Source organism: Sphingomonas rosea, assembly GCF_039538065.1.
Taxonomy (GTDB): Bacteria; Pseudomonadota; Alphaproteobacteria; order Sphingomonadales; family Sphingomonadaceae; genus Sphingomicrobium; species Sphingomicrobium rosea.
The window spans coordinates 2,031,585-2,047,519 of the sequence record NZ_BAABBR010000001.1; the positions used below are offsets into that span (position 1 = coordinate 2,031,585).

Here is a 15,935-nt window from a genome sequence, read left to right on the forward strand (position 1 = left end):
TCGCCTATGGCTCCGGCCGAGCGGGAGGCCTCCATGGCCGCGAACATTTCTGACCAAGGGCATTTCGACGCATGAAAGGTATCATTCTCGCCGGCGGGAGCGGCAGTCGGCTGTTTCCGGCGACTCTGGCGGTGTCGAAGCAATTGCTGACCGTCTACGACAAGCCGATGATCTTCTATCCGCTCGGCGTGCTCATGCTGGCGGGCATCCGCGAGATCCTCGTCATCTCGACCCCGCAGGACCTGCCGCGTTTCCGCGACCTCCTCGGCGACGGCAGCGATTTCGGCATTACGCTGAGTTATGCGGTGCAGGACGCGCCCAATGGCCTCGCCGAAGCCTTCATCATCGGCCGCGAGTTCATCGGCGAGGACGACGTCGCACTGATCCTCGGCGACAACATCTTCTACGGCGCGGGCCTGTCCGACCTCGTTGCGGCCGCCGCGCGTCCCGCCACCGGCGCGACGCTCTTCGCTTACTGGGTCGAGGATCCCGAGCGCTACGGGGTGGTGTCGTTCGACGGCGAGGGGAAGGCCCGCTCGATCGAGGAGAAGCCCGCCGAGCCCCAGTCCAACTGGGCGGTCACCGGGCTCTATTTCTACGACAATCAGGTGGTCGACATCGCCGCCAACCTCACGCCCTCGCCGCGCGGCGAACTCGAGATCACCGACGTCAACAAGGCCTATCTCGAGCGCGGGGAATGTGCCGTGAAGATGATGGGCCGAGGCTTTGCCTGGCTCGACACGGGTACCCACGAGAGCCTGCACGACGCGGGAAGCTTCGTCCGCACGGTCGAGCGGCGGCAGGGGCTCAAGATCTGCTGCCCCGAGGAGATCGGGCTCGAGCAGGGCTGGCTCACCGCCGACCAGGTGCTCGCCCGTGCCGACCGCCTCGGCAAGAACGATTATGCCAATTACCTGCGCCGCCGCGCCCGCGAGCTCGCCCATGGTTGACGTCATTCCCACCGCGCTCCCCGGCGTGCTCGAGATCGTCACCCCGCGTTTCGGCGACGACCGGGGCATATTCTCCGAGACCTGGAACGCCGCCGCCTTCGCAGAGGCCGGAATCGACACCGCCTTCGTCCAGGACAATTTCAGCCGCTCGGCGAAGGGCGTGCTTCGCGGGCTCCACTACCAGGTCGAGCCCATTGCGCAGGCCAAGCTCGTCCGGGTCGGACGCGGCGCGATCTTCGACGTGGCGGTCGACATCCGCCGCTCGAGCCCGACTTTCGGCCGCTGGACCGGGATCGAGCTCTCCGCCGCCCGCTGGAACCAGCTGTTCGTTCCCGCCGGTTTCGCCCATGGCTTCATCGCCGTCGAGGACGACACCGAAGTCCAGTACAAGGTGAGCGCCCCCTACAGCGCCGCGCATGACCGGGCGATCGCCGCTGACGATCCCGCGATCGGGATCGACTGGCCACTTGCGCCGTCCGAATGGTCGCGTTCGGCCAAGGACGTCGCGGCTCCGCTGCTCGCGCAGGCGGAGATCTTCGCATGACCCCCACCGTGCTCGTCACCGGCGGCGCCGGTTTCATCGGCAGCGCCGTGGTCCGCCGGCTGGTCGCGGGCGGGACCCGCGTCGTTACCCTCGACAAGCTGACTTATTCGGGCAGCCGCTCGTCGCTCCGCGAAGTCGAGGGCAATCCGCTCCACCGCTTCGTCGAGGGCGACATCGCCGACCAGGCGCTCGTCGGCCGGCTGCTGCGCGAGGAGCAGGTGACGGGCCTCATGCACCTCGCCGCCGAAAGCCATGTCGACCGCTCGATCGACGGCCCCGGCGTCTTCATCGAGACCAACGTGCTTGGCACCTACCGTCTGCTCCAAGCAGCGCTCGACTATTGGCGCAGCCTCGAGGGCGAGGCCAAAACGGCGTTCCGCTTCCACCACATCTCGACCGACGAGGTGTTCGGCGACCTGCCGTTCGACGACAGCCTGTTCACCGAGGAAACGCCCTATCAGCCTTCCTCGCCCTACAGCGCGAGCAAGGCCGCCTCGGACCACCTCGTCCGTGCCTGGGGCCATACCTACGGGCTCTCGGTCGTCCTCTCGAACTGTTCGAATAATTACGGGCCCTATCACTTCCCCGAAAAGCTGATCCCGCTCGTCATCTTGAACGCGCTCGAGGAAAAGCCGCTGCCGGTCTACGGCAAGGGCGAGAATGTCCGCGACTGGTTGTTCGTCGAGGACCATGCCGCCGCCCTGGAGACGATCCTGCGCCGCGGCACCGTGGGCGAAAGCTACAATGTCGGCGGCCGCGCCGAGCGGACCAATCTGCAGGTGGTCGAGGCGATCTGCGACGCGCTCGACGCCCGCCGTCCGCGCGTCAACGGCGGAAGCCGCCGCGACCTCATCACCTTCGTCACCGATCGACCCGGCCACGACCGGCGCTATGCGATCGACACGAGCAAGATCGGGCGCGAACTCGGCTGGTCGCCCTCGGTCGATTTCGAGACCGGCCTTGCGCGGACCGTCGACTGGTATCTCGACAACCAATGGTGGTGGGGCCCGCTGCGGTCGGCCTATGCGGGCGAGCGGCTCGGCAAGGCATGAGCCGCGTCCTCGTCACGGGGCGTGACGGGCAGGTCGCGCGGAGCCTCGCCGAGCGCGCCGCGAGCCACCCCGGCCTCGACCTCCATTTCGCCGCGCGGCCGGACGTCGATCTCGCGGTGCCGGGCTCGGCCGCTGCGGCGATCGCGGCGCTTCGTCCGACGCTCGTGATAAGCGCCGCCGCTTACACCGCGGTCGACCGCGCCGAGGACGAACCTGGCCTTGCTCACCGAATCAATGCCGAAGCCGCGGGCGAAATCGCCGAGGCCGCGGCCGCCGTCGGCGCGCCGCTCATCCACCTCTCGACCGATTACGTCTTCGGCGGCACCGGCACGCACCCGATCCCCGAGGACGCGCCCATCGCGCCGCTCGGCGTCTATGGCCGGACCAAGGCCGAGGGCGAGGCCCGCGTCCGCACCGCGCAGCTCGACCACCTCATCCTGCGCACCGCCTGGGTCCACTCGCCCTTCGGCGCCAATTTCGTGAAGACCATGCTGCGCCTCGCCGCGACCCGCGAAGAGATCGGCGTGGTCGGCGACCAGCGCGGCTCGCCCACCAGCGCGCTCGATCTTGCCGACGTCATCCTCGCGCTCGCCGTCCGCCGCCTGTCGGGGGATGCGGCAGGGTGGGGCGAAACCTATCATGCCGCCGGGCGCGGGGAGGCGAGCTGGGCCGAGGTGGCGCAGGCCGCGATGGACGAAGCCGCCCGTTACGATGCTCCGACCGCCACCATCCGCCCGATCACCACCGCCGACTATCCCACCCCCGCGCAGCGTCCCGCCTGGTCGGTCCTCGACACCGCTAAGCTCGACCGCACCTTCGGCCTGCGTCTGCCCGATTGGCGCGGCGGCATCGCCAATGTCGTGGCGCGACTGGTGGCCGACGCCTGATGCGCGTCCTCGCCTTCACCCGCTACGACGCCGACGCCGCCAGCACGCGCTACCGGCTGCTCCAGTTCCTGCCCGCGCTGCACGCGGCGGGGATCGAGGTCGAATGGCATCCCTTGCTCGGCCACGGCCACATGAAGCGGCTGGTCGACGGGCAGGGCGCGGCCAAGGCGAGCCTGCCGAAGAGCTACGCCCGCCGCGTGGCGCAGCTCCTTGCCGACCGGAAGCCCGACCTCCTGTGGGTCTACGGCGAGCTCCTCCCGCTCGTCCCCGCGTCGATCGAACTCGCTCTGATGCCGCGCGCGGTACCGGTCATCTACGACTGGGACGATGCCTTTCACCTCGCCTATGAAACGCATCGCAAGCCGCTGGTCCGCCAGCTTCTTTCCGACAAGTTCGGACGGCTTCTGAAGCGCGCTTCGGCGGTGACCTGCGGCAACGCCTATCTGCGCGACCATGTCGGCCAGTGGTGCGACAACGTGCTGGTGGTCCCGACGGTGGTCGACACCGACCGCTGGGTCCCGGCCGCCGCGCCGCCCGAGGAGCCGCCCGTGATCGGCTGGATCGGCTCGCCGAGCACCTGGGCCAATGTCCGGCCCTTGCTCCCGTTGCTCGAACGGCTGCACCGCGAGACCGGAGTCCGGCTGCGCGCGATCGGGGCGGGGGCGGGGGCCGAGCCCGACAGCTTTCCCGGCCTCGACCTCGTCGAATGGAGCGAGGCGACCGAGATCGCCGAGGTCCAGCGTTTCTCGATCGGGATCATGCCGCTCGTCGACCAGGCGTTCGAGCGCGGCAAGAGCGGGTTCAAGCTCATCCAGTACATGGCCTGCGGGCTGCCGATCATGGCCTCCCCGATCGGGGTCAACGCCACCATCGTCCGCGACGAGGCGAACGGCCTGCTCGCCTCGACCGAGGCCGAATGGGAAGCGGGCCTGCGCCGGCTGATCGCCGATGCCGGGCTTCGCACGCGCTTCGGCCAGGCCGGGCGCGTGGATGCGACCCAGCGTTATTCGCTCGCCTCTCAGGCGCCGCGGCTGGTGTCGCTGTTCCGCTCGGTCGCGGGCGCCAGCGCCCGGTAGATGCCGTCATAGGCCGCGATCCCGCGGTCGAGGTCGAACCATTTGACGAGGGTCGCGCGCCACCGGGCGGGATCGGGACGCAGCGCCGCGAGCGCATCGAGCGCTGCGCCATAAGCCGCGGGATCGAACCGCTCCACGGCGACGCCCGCGCCGCTTTGCGCGAGGATCCGGTCCATGTCGCCGACCCCGCCGTTGGCGAGCACCGGCAGGTTCATAGCGAACAGTTCGCCAAGCTTGACCGGGCTGCTCGCCTGTTTGGAATAGGTCGGGCGGATGAAGAACAGGCCGAAATCGGCCGCGGCGAGAAGCTGCGGCACCTCCGCCCGGCTCGCCGGCCGGATCCGCAGCGCCTCGGCCGGGATGCCGCGCGCGGCTGCTGCGGCAAGGATCGGGGCGGGGTCGTCGCGAGTCACGAACAGCATCACCGCGTCGGGATCGCGCGTCCGCAGCACCGCGAAGCAGTCGAGCATCTCGCCCAGCATGTACCAGGTGCCGATCGAGCCGAGATAGGCGGGCACCGTCGCCTCGCCCGCGATGCCCAGCCCTGCACGGGCGTCGGCGCGGGCCTGGTCGGTGATCGGCGGAAAGGCCCCCAGGTCGGCGCAGCAGGGAATGACCGCGATCGGCACCGTCGCCGGAACCGATCCGTTGCCGCGCAGGATGTCGCGCGCCGCCTCGGTCAGCACCACCACCACGTCCGCCGTGCGCAGCAGCCGCGATTCCTGCTTCTTGAACCAGCCGAACATCGCCCGGTAGAGCGGTTTGCCCAGGTCCCACAGCCCGCCCTCGACCCGCTCATCGGCCCAGAAGCCGCGCATGTCGAAGATGAAGCGTAGCCCGCGCCGCCGCTTCAATCGCGCCCCCACCAATGCCGGAATGGCGCTCCGGCAATGGACGATGTCATACCCGCGCTCGCGCACCAGGCGGTCCGCGGTCCGATGCATCGCGGTGAGGTCTTTGAGCGTCGACAGGACGGGCGGTCGCTTGGTGTAGGCGAGGGGATGCCAGTCGATCCCGGCCGCGGCGCACTCGCTCGTCATCGCCAGCCGGTCGGTGGCCGGACGTTCGGGCTTCTCGAAAGTGATCAGGCTGATCTGGTGGCCGAGCGCCGCCAGTCCCTTGAGATAGGCGAGGACCTGGCTCGGCCCGAGCGGATCGGTAAGCCCGTCGTAGGAAAGGTAGAGGATGCGCGCCATGCGCCGGCGCCTATCCGCTGCGGCGCTTGCTGGACAGCCCCGAACCGCTCGGGCTAGGCGACGGCCTTCCGATCCCGTCCCGAAAGCCGCCGTGCCCCGTCTCTATTTTTCCCGCAAGCGAGTCATGGTCACCGGCGGCGCCGGCTTTCTCGGCTCCCACCTCGTCGACCGGCTGCTGGAGCGGGGGCACGAAGTGCTCTGCGTCGACAACCTGTTCACCGGCGCCAAGGACAATCTCGCGGCGGCGGCGACCAACCCGCGCTTCGAATTCCTCCGCCACGACGTCACCTGGCCGCTGTCGGTCGAGGTGGACGAGATCTGGAACCTCGCCTGTCCGGCCTCGCCGATCCACTACCAGCACGACCCGGTCCAGACGACCAAGACCAGCGTGCTCGGCGCGATCAACATGCTGACGCTGGCCACCCGGCTCGGCGCGCCGATCTTCCAGGCCTCGACCAGCGAGGTCTACGGCGACCCCCACGTCCATCCGCAGCCGGAAAGCTATTGGGGCAACGTCAATTCGATCGGCCCGCGCAGCTGCTACGACGAGGGCAAGCGCTGCGCCGAGACCCTGTTCTTCGACTACCAGCGCCAGCACGACCTGCCGATCAAGGTCGCGCGCATCTTCAACACCTACGGGCCGCGCATGCATCCCGCCGACGGGCGCGTCGTCTCGAACTTCATCATGCAGGCGCTGCGCGGCGAACCGATCACCATCTATGGCGATGGCTCGCAGACCCGCAGCTTCTGCTTCGTCGACGATCTGATCGAGGGCTTCCTCGCCTTCATGGACGCGCCTCCCGAAGTGACCGGGCCGATCAACCTCGGCAACCCGTCCGAATTCACCATCCTCGAGCTGGCCGAACTCACCATCCGCCTGACCGGAAGCCGCTCGCAGATCGTCCGCCGCCCGCTCCCCGAAGACGACCCAAGGCAGCGCCAGCCCGACATTTCGTTCGCGCGAGAGACGCTCGGCTGGGAACCGCGGATCGCGCTCGAGCAGGGCCTCGAGCGCACCATCGCCTATTTCAAGGCGCTCGCCTGACGTCAGTCGAACGTTCGGCGGTGCTTCATTCGCAGGAAGCGGGCAGGGCCGAGCAGCAGCACCGCCGCCATCCGCACGGTTTCGCGTGCCAGCGCATGGCGGTCCCACCGCTTCGCCGCGAGCCTCGTCCAGTGCCGGAGCGCCGTCCCCGCCCGTCGGCGATAGAGCGATTCGAGGAAATCATATTCGGCGATGAGCAGGCGGCGCCGCTCGCGATAGGCGTCGCTCGCCCCGTTGCGCTCGAGCAGGTGCAGGATGAGCCGGTTGATCGCGCGTCCCTTGGCCACCGACCGGATCGCCCCCTCGACCTTGCCATCGCCCGCGAGCGACCCGCCATGGTGGATCCGGTAGAGGAAATGCGTGTCCCCGGCATAGCCGACATGACCCTCGGGCGCCGTCAGGACGAGGAATGGCGCGAGCGTCAGGTCGAGATAGGCCGCACGCACCATCTCGGACGGCAATTCGGCGAGCTGGCGAGCGAAAAGGTCGGCGTCGAACGCGTCGCGGCGGAAGGCGTAGGCGCTCCCCAGCCAATAGCCCTTCTGCGCGAGGATCGTGTCGCGAAACGCCGCGCTCCGCGCTTCGCGCCCGTCATGCTGCGCGAGGATCCGCGCGATGTTGCGGTGGGTCTCGTCACGCTCGCCGGTGGGCTTGCCCTCCGTATCGACGCGGACGTGATCGTGCGACAGGAGGACGAGCGTGGGGTCGGCGGTGAATTCGCGCTCGACCACCGCAAGCTTGTTTGCGGCCCAGACATCATCGCCGTCGAGCATGCAGACGACGTCGCCGGTCGCCATCCGAACGCCCGTTAGCGCGGCCGCGAGCGCACCCACGTTCTGCGGCAACCGCTCGTAGCGGACCCGCTCGCCATACCCCGCGACGACCGCCGCCGAGCCGTCAGTCGAGGCGTCGTCGATCACGATGATCTCGTCCGCGGCGCGGGTCTGCGCCAGCACCGAGCCGATCGCCGCCCCGACGTAGCGCTCGAGATTGTAGACGAGGATGACGACGCTCAGCTTCATCGCTCGTCCGAGCCCATTCCGATAAGCGCGAGATAGCGCTTCGCCGCGGCCGGCGGATCGAAGTCGCGGCCGCGTGCGCGCAGCATCTCGCGGTCGGGCTCGGCCGCCGCCGCCGCCACGATCGCTTTCGCCAGCGCTTTGGAATCGCCCATCGGGACCAGCGTGCCGACGCGCCCGCCGTCGAGGATCTCGCTTGGCCCGCTCGGGCAATCGGTGCTGACCACCGGCAGGCCCGCGATCAGCGCCTCGATCAGCACCGTCGGCAGCCCCTCCCAGCGTGATGACATGACATAGACGCTCGCCCGCGCATAATAAGCCTCGCGGTCGGGCTGGAAGCCGCCGAGCCGCACCCTGTCGCCGAGGCCCATGGCGGCGATCGCGCCCTCGAGCCGCGCCCGGTCGGGCCCGTCGCCGAGGATCAGCAGCTTCGCGCCCATCGTTTCCGGCAGCGCGGCCACCGCCGCGAGCATCGTGTCGTAATCCTTCTGGGCGATGAGCCGTCCGACCGCGAGCAGCCGGACCGGCGCCGACGCCCACCAGTCGGCAAGGTTGCTGGCGGTCGGCGCGTTCGGTGCGGCGGGCAGCGAGACGGGGTTGTAGACGACGTCGATCGACTGGCGGTCGATCCGGGCCAGCGCCGCGAGGCTGTCCGCCGCGCCCGCCGAGACGCACACGCGCCGGTCGGCCCGCGGATAGATCCAGCGTCCCAGCCGCCGCATCAGCGCGCGCGACCGCGGATGGGCGCGAAAGCCCGCGTCGAAATCGATATGCTCGACCAGCACCAGCGGCACCCGTGTGCCCGGCAGCATGCGCGCGACCACCGCCATCCAGGTCAGCGGGAACATGTGCGCGTAAAGCGCCGCCGGCCGCTCGCGCCTCAGATAGGCCGCGAGCGCGGGCGCAGCGGTCTTCACCGTCCGGCCAAGCGCCACGACGCGGGCCCCCGCGGGCACCTCGCCCAGCAATTCGCCCGCCTCCTCGAGCAGCACGAAATCGACTGCATGGCCGAGCGCAACGAGCTCGCGTGCAAGGTGGAGGCAGACGCGCTCCGCGCCGCCGGCACCGAGATTGGGAAGAAGGATCGCGAGGCGCACGCGCTCGCCAGGCTGGGACATGGCCGCGCTGTGTGAAGATAAATGCCGATATTGCAAGGCGGAACGGGGCGGTCCGGGCAGGGCAAACGCCGGCGCCAGCAACATTGAACCTGCCGCCACCGCATTCTAAGCATCATGCAAGCTCAGGGCGGGGCAGCGTGACGAACCGGAACGCGGACCGGGGTCCCACGCGCAGGAACTAACGATGATCTATCCGCTGACCTCCCTTCGGTTCTTCGCCGCGATGATGGTGCTCATTCACCATTATTTCGGCTTCGAAGCGGGCTATGCGGGGGTCGGCTTCTTCTTCGTCCTGTCGGGTTTCGTGCTCGGGCTCAATTATGCCGGCCGCGTCGAGACGCCGGTCCAGCGCCGCGATTTCTGGTTTCGCCGCTTTGCCCGCATCTACCCGACGCACCTGCTGACCTTCCTCGCCACGCTTCCGGTCGGATGGCCGATCCTCGACACCCTCCCGAGCATCGTGCTGCTCCAGAGCTGGATCCCGTTCCAAGGATTCTATTACACGGTCAACGCGCCCGCCTGGTCGATCTCGACCGAGGCCGCCTTCTACGCCCTGTTTCCACTTCTCCTCGGGATCAGGGGACGCACCTTGCTCTTCTGGCTGGCCGCGCTCTGCCTCCTTGCGTTGGCCTGGGCGCTGACCTTCCCGTCGCTCGGCTTCGACGCCGTGGTGCGCGTCTGGAAGTTCGACATGGTGCCGACCCGCTGGCTCTTCTACATCCTGCCGCTGACGCGCGTGATCGAGTTCGCCATCGGCATCTGGCTGGCGACGGTGGTGGTGAAGAAGCCGTTCCGCACCGGCCATGAATGCGCCGCCATCGGGCTAGCAGCCGCGTCCATCGTCGCGCTGCCCTTCCTCCCGGCGAGCTTCCAGTTCGCGCTGTTCTTCGTCCCGGCCTCGGCCGCGCTGGTGCTGGTCTTCTCGCGCAGCACGGGCCTCCTCAGCCGCCTCCTCGAGCAGCGCGCGCTGGTCCTGCTCGGCGACGCGAGCTTCATGCTCTACATGATCCACTGGCCGATCGCGCTCTACCTCGGCAAGTCGCTGGCCACCGTCGCGCTGGCGGTCGTCCTGTCGGTGGCGCTGCATCTCGCCTTCGAGCGTCCCGTCAACCGCTGGCTGCTCCAGCGCTGGAAGGCATGGTCGGCGCGGCGCGAGGTGCCCGGCGCGCCGATCGATCGGGCGGCGCTACCGAGCTAGCTTCGCCTTCGCCAGCCGCGCGAGATAGGCGAGGAGGGGGAGGGGGCGGGCCCCTGCGGCGACCGCACGGGCAAGGGTCCGCCCGGCCGGCTCCCCGCTGCTGAGCGCGAGCAGCGCCTCCTGTTCGCGCAGCGTCTGCCGGCAGCGGCGCAGGATCGCGGGCGAGGCCCCGGCCAGCTCGGCATCGCGCAGCCGGGCCCGCGCATCGGGCAGGGTCGCGCGGTGGAAGCGGCTGGTGAGCGTGGTCAATTCCTCGAGCGGGGTCGCCGCCGCCTGGCGCGAAACCCCGCCGGTCACTTGGTAATCGACGAGCTTGGCATCGACGAACAGCATCTGCCCGCCAAGCAGCAGCGCGCGGAACGGGAAGACGCGGTCCTCGTGGCGGATGCTCGTGTCGATCGGCTCGGGCGCGGCAAGTAGGCGCGGCGTGATCGCGCAGCTCGCGCCGAGCGGCCCGGTCCCGCCCCGGGCGAGCCGCTCGAGCGTCCACGGCGGCCGAGCGACCTGTTCGTTCCACCCCGCGACGGGCGCGCCGTCCTCGCCGATCGGCCGCACGTCGCTGTAGACCACCGCCGCGTCGGGACTGCCCGCCGCCTGCCACGCCTCGGCCAGCCGCCGCGCGCGCTCGGGATGCGACCGGTCGTCGCCCGCCGCGAGCAGGATCAGCCCGCCCTCGCACCGCGCGGCGCCGGCGAGGACGTTGCCGATCAGGCCGAGGTTCGTCGGGTTGCGGAAGCAGCGGACCCGATGCGGGCCGCGATAGGTGTCGGCAATGGCCGCGGCGATGGCGAAGGTCTCGTCGCGCGACGCGTCGTCGCTCACCACGATGTCGAGCGGCGGACCCTCCTGCGCCAGCGCCGCGTGCAGCGCCGCTGCGACCGTCGCCTCGGCCTGATAGGTGATGATGAGCAGGCTGACCTCGGCGCTCATGCCGCCTGCTTCCGGGCCAGCAGCCCGCGCAGCCGGCGCAGCGCGCCGAGGCCCCACAGCGCGGCGATGCCGAGCCCCGCGACATAGCCCGCCATCGCGCTCACCCGGGCGAGCGCGAGGACCAGCCCGGCGAGCCCCAGCAGTGCAAAGAAGAGGGCCATCGTCCGCGTGGTCCACGGCAGCTTGCCGCCCGCCCGCTGCGTGACGGCCACCGCGACGAGATACAGGCCGTTGCTCACCACGAAGGCGAGCCCGCCCGCGACGATCCCCATCGAGGACACGAGCAGGAAGGCGCTTCCCGCCAGCGCCGCCGCGGCGAGGATCTCGAAGCCGAGGTAGAGCCGGTTGCGCGCGCTCGCTAGCAGCGCATAGCCGAGCGGCCACGAGGCGATCCGGAGGATGTCGGCCAGCACCTGCCACTGGAGCGTCGTCGCCCCGCCGGCGAAGCGCTCGGCATAGAGGATGTGGAGGACGAGCGGGGCGAAGCCGATCAGCCCGATAATCAGCGGCCCGGCGAGGAGCAAGGTCGTCTCGGTCTGCTCGTCGATCAGCGCACCCGCGCGCTCGGGGTCGGTGATGACCCCGCTCAGCCGCGGGTAGAAGTCGCTCGCGATCGCCTGAAACATGAAGCCGACATAGGTGGTCGAGAGCGTGAAGGCGGCCTGGAACACGCCCAGTTCCTCGATCCCGAGCCGATGCTGGAGAATGGTCCGAAGCGCGAGATGCGAGCCCAGCGCGACGAAGGTGCCGACCATCAGCGGGGTGCCGAGCGCGATCAGCCGCCGCGCCTGCGTCCACCCCGCCTGGCTTGCCGCACTCGGCGCCTTCCGCCCCCGCGGCCGCGCGACCCACAGCCCCGCGAGGAGCACGCCGAGCGGGATCGAGAGGAGATAGGGGACGATGCCGTCTTCGCCCATCGTCAGCACCAGCACCGCGGCGGCGATCGTGGTCAGCACGGCCGAGGCAAGGTTGACCAGCGCCACCGAACCGACCTTGCCGATGCCCGCCAGATAAGCGGTGATCGAGCCGCCCGCGATCGTCAGCGCGACCGCCAGCCCCATCGCGCCCACCACCGGCGCGACCGCGGGATCGCCGACGATCAGCCGGGCGACCGGCGCGCGCAGGAGGAAGAGGCCGACCCCCGCGACAAGGGCGGCAAGCAGCGTCGCGCGGACGAGCCCGTGGCGGACTTCGGCGAGCCCGTCCTCGCCCCGTTCGGCGAGTTCGGCGGCGGCCTGGCGCGGCGCGGCATTGGCGATACCGAGGCCGCCGAGCGCGCTCGCCGCCGCGACCAGCGACTGCATCAGCCCGATCAGCCCGATCCCCGCCGGGCCGAGCACCAGCGCGACCATCTTGGTCCGCAGGATCGACAGCCCGACCCCGATCGCGCTCGACCCGCCAAGCAGCGAGATGGCCGAGAGGATCCGGCGATGCGAGGTGGACACTGGCGCGGCTCCGCTCAGCCGGCGATGCGGCGGGCGGGGTTCCCCACCCAGGTCTCGCCTGCGGGCACGTCACGGGTCACGACCGCGCCCGCGCCGATCAGCGCGCCCTCGCCGATCGTCAGCCCGGGAAGGATCACCGCGCCCGCGCCGATCGAGGCGCCGCGCCCGACCCGCGTGCCGAGGAACGCCTCGGGGCGCTGTTTCGAGCGCGGCCGAAGATCGTTGGTGAAGGTCGCGTTGGGGCCGCAGAAGACATCGTCCTCGAGCGTCACTCCGTCCCACACATAGACCCCGCACTTGAGCGTCACGCGGTCGCCGATGACCGCGCCGCCCTCGACCAGCGTATGGGCGTTCAAGTTGCAGTCGGCACCGATCCGCGCGCCGGCCAGCACCACCGCGAACTGCCAGACCTGCGTGCCCGGACCGATCGCGGCGCCCTCGTGGACCTCGGCGCGGGGGTGGATCGAGGCGGCGGGATCGATCATCGCCCGCCCGCCGCGTCGCGGACCGCCGCGATCACCGTGTCGACGTCGGAGTCGGACAAATGCGGGCCGATCGGCAGGCTCAGCACTTCGTCGGCGAGCTGTTCGGCGATCGGCAGGCGGCCGCGCGCGATCCCCAGGTCGGCATAGGCGCCCTGGAGGTGCGGCGGGATCGGATAATGGATGATCGTCTGCACGCCCTTGTCGGCCAGCGCGGCCTGGAGCGCGTCGCGATTGGCCGATCGGACCACGAACAGGTGCCAGGCGGGATCGGCCCAGTCGGGGACGTGCGGCAAGACGAGGTCGCAGCCCGCCAGCCCCTCGCAATAGCGCGCCGCGGTCCGCGCCCGCCGCGCATTCCATTCCTCGAGATGCGCGAGCTTGACCCCCAGCACCGCCGCCTGGATCGGGTCGAGCCGGCTGTTCACGCCGCGCACCTCGTTCACATAGCGCTTGTGCGACCCGTAGTTGCCGAGCGTCCGGATGCGCTCGGCGAGGGCAGGGTCGTTCGTGGTGACCGCGCCGGCGTCGCCCAGCGCGCCGAGGTTCTTGCTCGGATAGAAGCTCCACGCGACGACGTCGCCATGCCCGCCCACCCGGCGCCCTTTATAGGCCGCGCCATGCGCCTGCGCGGCATCCTCGAGCAGCCGAAGCCCGTGCTTGCGCGCAATCGCGAGCAACGGATCGAGGTCGGCGGGCTGGCCGTAGAGGTGGGTCGGGAGGATGACCTTGGTGCGCGGCGTGATCGCCGCCTCGACCCGCGCGGGATCGAGATTGTGCGTCGCGGGATCGGGTTCGACCAGCACGGGAACCGCGCCCGCCATGCTCACCGCTAGAAGCGTCGCGATGTAGCCGTTGCTCGCGACGATCACTTCGTCACCCTCGCCGACCTCCATCGCGCGCAGCGCCAGGTGCAGCGCATCGAGGCCGTTGGCGAGGCCGACCGCATGCGCGGCTCCGCAATGAGCGGCGAAAGCCTCCTCGAACGCGGCGCATTCCGGCCCACCGACATACCAGCCTGATCCCACCGCGCGCGTGACCGCCGCGTCGATCTCGCCGCGCAGCTCGGCCGTGGCGGTGCCGAGGTCGAGGAAGGGGACGCTCATTCGGCGCCCGCGCCGGCGAGCCGCCGGAACTCACCATAATCGCGGATATAGTCCGCTTCGTCATAATGGTCCTCGGCCAGCACCATCAGCACGCAATCAGGGGAAAAGTCCTCCATCTCGTGCCACACCATCGGCGGCAGCGTCAGCCCCTGCTCGGGGCTCTCCAACCGGACGCTGGTGCGCGTCTTCCCGTCGTCGAGGACGATGCTGCACGAGCCTGCGACAGCGACCGCCAGCTGGTGCAGCGCATGATGCGCGTGGAAGCCGCGCGCCACCCCGGGCGCCGTGCCATAGATGGTATAGACCCGCCGGATCTCGAACGGCACCTCGCGCGTGGCTTCGAGCGCGACGAGGCTTCCGCGCGCGTCGCCGCGCAGCGGAAAGCGCACCAGCCGGCAGCCCGGGAAAATCTCGACAGGGTCAGGGGACATGGGCGCGACAGATAGACCGGGCGCGTCATTTGGCAATCGCTTGTTGCGGGTGCGCCCCCGACGCGCGGGAGCGCGGCAAATCAGCGGCTTGCCTCGCCCCGGCCGATCCCGCGGTAGGTAAGGCCGGCGCGCGCCGCTTCCTCTTCCTCGTAGACGTTGCGCAGGTCGACGAGGTGCCGCCCGCGCATCGCCCCCGCGAGCCGCTTGAGATCGAGCCCGCGGAACTCGTCCCATTCGGTCACCAGCACCAGCGCGTCGGCCCCGTCGGCGACCCGATAGGCGTCTTCGGCGAAGGTGATGCCGGGCAGCAACGGCTCGGCCTGCTCGCGCCCGACCGGGTCGAAGGCGACCACTTCGGCGCCCATCTCGAGCAGGCGCTTGATCAGCGACAGGCTCGGCGCGTCGCGCATGTCGTCGGTGTTGGGCTTGAAGGTGAGGCCGAGCACGCCGATGCGCTTGCCCGCGACCTCGCCGCCCAGTTCCTCGGCCACGCGGTCGGCCATCGCCAGCTTGCGCGCGTCGTTGACCGACACCACCGCCGAGACGATCTGCATCGGGACGTCGACCAGCTCGGCGGTCTGGAGCAGCGCCAGCGTGTCCTTGGGGAAGCAGCTCCCGCCATAGCCCGGGCCCGCGTGCAGGAATTTCGGCCCGATTCGTCCGTCGAGGCCGATCCCGCGGCTCACTTCCTGGACGTCGGCGCCGACCGCCTCGCACAGGTCCGCGATCTCGTTGATGAAGCTGATCTTGGTCGCGAGGAAGGCGTTGGCGGCATATTTGATGAGCTCGGCGGTGCGCCGGCCGGTGAACAGGATCGGCGCCTTGTTGAGGAACAGCGGCCGATAGACCTCGCGCAGCACCTCGCGGGCATGCTCGTCCTCGGCGCCGACCACGATCCGGTCGGGGATCTTGAAGTCGCGGATCGCCGCGCCTTCGCGCAGGAACTCGGGGTTCGAGGCGACGCTGGTGCCTTCGGGCGCACCATTTTCCTTGAGGATTCGCGCAATCTCGTCGCCGGTGCCGACCGGAACGGTCGACTTGGTCACCACCACTGCCGGCTTCGTCAGCGCGCCCGCGATCTCCTTGGCGGCGGCATAAACGTAGGTGAGGTCGGCATGGCCGTCGCCGCGACGCGCCGGGGTGCCGACCGCGATGAACACCGCTTCGGCATCCTTGATCCCCTCGAGCAGATCGGTGGTGAACTTCAGGCGTCCGCGGCTGCTGTTGTGCGTGACCAGCGCCTCGAGCCCCGGCTCCCAGATCGGCATCCGCCCGGCGAGCAGCGCCTCGACCTTGCCCGCGTCCTTGTCGACGCAGGTCACGTCATGGCCGAAGTCGGCGAAGCAGGCTCCGGAAACGAGGCCCACATAGCCCGTCCCGATCATGCAGATGCGCATACCAATATCATTCCATTCGGCGTCAGAAGAGCCGGGGCTTTAACCAGCGCGGACGCGAC

General features: G+C 69.9%; 16 protein-coding genes. 7 read left to right on the forward strand and 9 right to left on the reverse strand.

Annotated features, from left to right (window positions below; translation table 11 throughout):
* The first annotated feature begins 71 nt into the window (after window positions 1-71).
* From rfbA to ABD693_RS10030, 5 genes are read left to right on the forward strand one after another with little or no spacing between them, the layout of a single operon-like run.
* Window positions 72-950, forward strand: a complete 879-nt coding sequence (gene rfbA, locus ABD693_RS10010) for a glucose-1-phosphate thymidylyltransferase RfbA (RefSeq protein WP_344696917.1) — start codon at window positions 72-74, stop codon at window positions 948-950.
* Window positions 943-1,494 (forward strand): dTDP-4-dehydrorhamnose 3,5-epimerase, encoded by a 552-nt coding sequence (gene rfbC, locus ABD693_RS10015; RefSeq protein ID WP_344696918.1) that lies wholly within the window; start codon window positions 943-945, stop codon window positions 1,492-1,494. Before rfbA ends, rfbC begins: the two co-directional genes overlap by 8 nt.
* Window positions 1,491-2,546 (forward strand): dTDP-glucose 4,6-dehydratase, encoded by a 1,056-nt coding sequence (rfbB, locus tag ABD693_RS10020; RefSeq protein WP_344696919.1) that lies wholly within the window; start codon window positions 1,491-1,493, stop codon window positions 2,544-2,546. Before rfbC ends, rfbB begins: the two co-directional genes overlap by 4 nt.
* Window positions 2,543-3,433: a dTDP-4-dehydrorhamnose reductase gene (rfbD, locus tag ABD693_RS10025; RefSeq protein WP_344696920.1), complete on the forward strand. Its 891-nt coding sequence runs from the start codon at window positions 2,543-2,545 to the stop codon at window positions 3,431-3,433. The genes rfbB and rfbD overlap by 4 nt, the downstream gene beginning before the upstream one ends.
* Window positions 3,433-4,509, forward strand: a complete 1,077-nt coding sequence (locus ABD693_RS10030; protein ID WP_344696921.1) for a glycosyltransferase family 4 protein — start codon at window positions 3,433-3,435, stop codon at window positions 4,507-4,509. Before rfbD ends, ABD693_RS10030 begins: the two co-directional genes overlap by 1 nt.
* On the opposite strand, the gene ABD693_RS10035 is transcribed toward ABD693_RS10030, so the two are convergent.
* Window positions 4,452-5,705 carry a glycosyltransferase gene (locus ABD693_RS10035; protein ID WP_344696922.1) on the reverse strand — a complete coding sequence of 418 codons (1,254 nt, stop codon included), beginning with the start codon at window positions 5,703-5,705 and terminating at the stop codon, window positions 4,452-4,454. The two genes, ABD693_RS10030 and ABD693_RS10035, sit on opposite strands and share 58 nt — an antisense overlap.
* A 124-nt stretch (window positions 5,706-5,829) precedes the next feature.
* Here ABD693_RS10035 and ABD693_RS10040 point away from each other — a divergent pair, with 124 nt between their 5' ends.
* Window positions 5,830-6,750 carry a UDP-glucuronic acid decarboxylase family protein gene (locus ABD693_RS10040; protein ID WP_425567295.1) on the forward strand — a complete coding sequence of 307 codons (921 nt, stop codon included), beginning with the start codon at window positions 5,830-5,832 and terminating at the stop codon, window positions 6,748-6,750.
* Window positions 6,751-6,752: 2 nt separating this feature from the next.
* Here ABD693_RS10040 and ABD693_RS10045 read toward each other — a convergent pair whose 3' ends face one another.
* Both ABD693_RS10045 and ABD693_RS10050 read right to left on the reverse strand, forming a co-directional pair.
* Window positions 6,753-7,772: a glycosyltransferase family 2 protein gene (locus tag ABD693_RS10045; RefSeq protein WP_344696924.1), complete on the reverse strand. Its 1,020-nt coding sequence runs from the start codon at window positions 7,770-7,772 to the stop codon at window positions 6,753-6,755.
* Window positions 7,769-8,887, reverse strand: coding sequence for a glycosyltransferase (locus ABD693_RS10050; RefSeq protein WP_344696925.1), 1,119 nt, complete (start codon window positions 8,885-8,887; stop codon window positions 7,769-7,771). The genes ABD693_RS10045 and ABD693_RS10050 overlap by 4 nt, the downstream gene beginning before the upstream one ends.
* A gap of 184 nt (window positions 8,888-9,071) precedes the next feature.
* Here ABD693_RS10050 and ABD693_RS10055 point away from each other — a divergent pair, with 184 nt between their 5' ends.
* A complete protein-coding gene (locus ABD693_RS10055; RefSeq protein ID WP_344696926.1) occupies window positions 9,072-10,085 on the forward strand; it encodes an acyltransferase family protein in 1,014 nt (337 codons plus the stop codon).
* Here the strand turns inward: ABD693_RS10055 and ABD693_RS10060 are convergent.
* The 6 genes from ABD693_RS10060 to ABD693_RS10085 form a co-directional block, all read right to left on the reverse strand.
* Window positions 10,074-11,015: a glycosyltransferase gene (locus ABD693_RS10060; protein ID WP_344696927.1), complete on the reverse strand. Its 942-nt coding sequence runs from the start codon at window positions 11,013-11,015 to the stop codon at window positions 10,074-10,076. The genes ABD693_RS10055 and ABD693_RS10060 overlap by 12 nt on opposite strands.
* On the reverse strand, window positions 11,012-12,460 hold the full coding sequence (locus tag ABD693_RS10065) for an oligosaccharide flippase family protein (RefSeq protein ID WP_344696928.1): 1,449 nt from the start codon (window positions 12,458-12,460) through the stop codon (window positions 11,012-11,014). The genes ABD693_RS10060 and ABD693_RS10065 overlap by 4 nt, the downstream gene beginning before the upstream one ends.
* A gap of 14 nt (window positions 12,461-12,474) precedes the next feature.
* The gene (locus tag ABD693_RS10070; protein ID WP_344696929.1) at window positions 12,475-12,945 is read right to left on the reverse strand and encodes an N-acetyltransferase; all 471 of its coding nucleotides are present in this window, start codon (window positions 12,943-12,945) and stop codon (window positions 12,475-12,477) included.
* On the reverse strand, window positions 12,942-14,048 hold the full coding sequence (locus tag ABD693_RS10075; RefSeq protein ID WP_344696930.1) for a DegT/DnrJ/EryC1/StrS family aminotransferase: 1,107 nt from the start codon (window positions 14,046-14,048) through the stop codon (window positions 12,942-12,944). The genes ABD693_RS10070 and ABD693_RS10075 overlap by 4 nt, the downstream gene beginning before the upstream one ends.
* The gene (locus tag ABD693_RS10080) at window positions 14,045-14,479 is read right to left on the reverse strand and encodes a sugar 3,4-ketoisomerase (RefSeq protein WP_344696931.1); all 435 of its coding nucleotides are present in this window, start codon (window positions 14,477-14,479) and stop codon (window positions 14,045-14,047) included. Before ABD693_RS10080 ends, ABD693_RS10075 begins: the two co-directional genes overlap by 4 nt.
* Window positions 14,480-14,559: 80 nt before the next feature.
* On the reverse strand, window positions 14,560-15,876 hold the full coding sequence (locus ABD693_RS10085; RefSeq protein ID WP_344696932.1) for a UDP-glucose dehydrogenase family protein: 1,317 nt from the start codon (window positions 15,874-15,876) through the stop codon (window positions 14,560-14,562).
* Window positions 15,877-15,935 lie beyond the last annotated feature (59 nt).

What these genes read in the sequence shown, in the direction of transcription:
- ABD693_RS10035 (WP_344696922.1), bottom strand. Translation starts at nt 5,705, where the DNA reads ATGGCGCGCATCCTCTACCTTTCCTACGACGGGCTTACCGATCCGCTC.
- ABD693_RS10060 (WP_344696927.1), bottom strand. Translation starts at nt 11,015, where the DNA reads ATGAGCGCCGAGGTCAGCCTGCTCATCATCACCTATCAGGCCGAGGCG.
- rfbD (WP_344696920.1), top strand. Translation starts at nt 2,543, where the DNA reads ATGAGCCGCGTCCTCGTCACGGGGCGTGACGGGCAGGTCGCGCGGAGC.
- ABD693_RS10040 (WP_425567295.1), top strand. Translation starts at nt 5,830, where the DNA reads ATGGTCACCGGCGGCGCCGGCTTTCTCGGCTCCCACCTCGTCGACCGG.
- rfbC (WP_344696918.1), top strand. Translation starts at nt 943, where the DNA reads ATGGTTGACGTCATTCCCACCGCGCTCCCCGGCGTGCTCGAGATCGTC.
- ABD693_RS10075 (WP_344696930.1), bottom strand. Translation starts at nt 14,048, where the DNA reads ATGAGCGTCCCCTTCCTCGACCTCGGCACCGCCACGGCCGAGCTGCGC.
- ABD693_RS10070 (WP_344696929.1), bottom strand. Translation starts at nt 12,945, where the DNA reads ATGATCGATCCCGCCGCCTCGATCCACCCCCGCGCCGAGGTCCACGAG.
- rfbB (WP_344696919.1), top strand. Translation starts at nt 1,491, where the DNA reads ATGACCCCCACCGTGCTCGTCACCGGCGGCGCCGGTTTCATCGGCAGC.
- ABD693_RS10085 (WP_344696932.1), bottom strand. Translation starts at nt 15,876, where the DNA reads ATGCGCATCTGCATGATCGGGACGGGCTATGTGGGCCTCGTTTCCGGA.
- ABD693_RS10030 (WP_344696921.1), top strand. Translation starts at nt 3,433, where the DNA reads ATGCGCGTCCTCGCCTTCACCCGCTACGACGCCGACGCCGCCAGCACG.
- ABD693_RS10055 (WP_344696926.1), top strand. Translation starts at nt 9,072, where the DNA reads ATGATCTATCCGCTGACCTCCCTTCGGTTCTTCGCCGCGATGATGGTG.
- ABD693_RS10050 (WP_344696925.1), bottom strand. Translation starts at nt 8,887, where the DNA reads ATGTCCCAGCCTGGCGAGCGCGTGCGCCTCGCGATCCTTCTTCCCAAT.
- ABD693_RS10080 (WP_344696931.1), bottom strand. Translation starts at nt 14,479, where the DNA reads ATGTCCCCTGACCCTGTCGAGATTTTCCCGGGCTGCCGGCTGGTGCGC.
- rfbA (WP_344696917.1), top strand. Translation starts at nt 72, where the DNA reads ATGAAAGGTATCATTCTCGCCGGCGGGAGCGGCAGTCGGCTGTTTCCG.
- ABD693_RS10045 (WP_344696924.1), bottom strand. Translation starts at nt 7,772, where the DNA reads ATGAAGCTGAGCGTCGTCATCCTCGTCTACAATCTCGAGCGCTACGTC.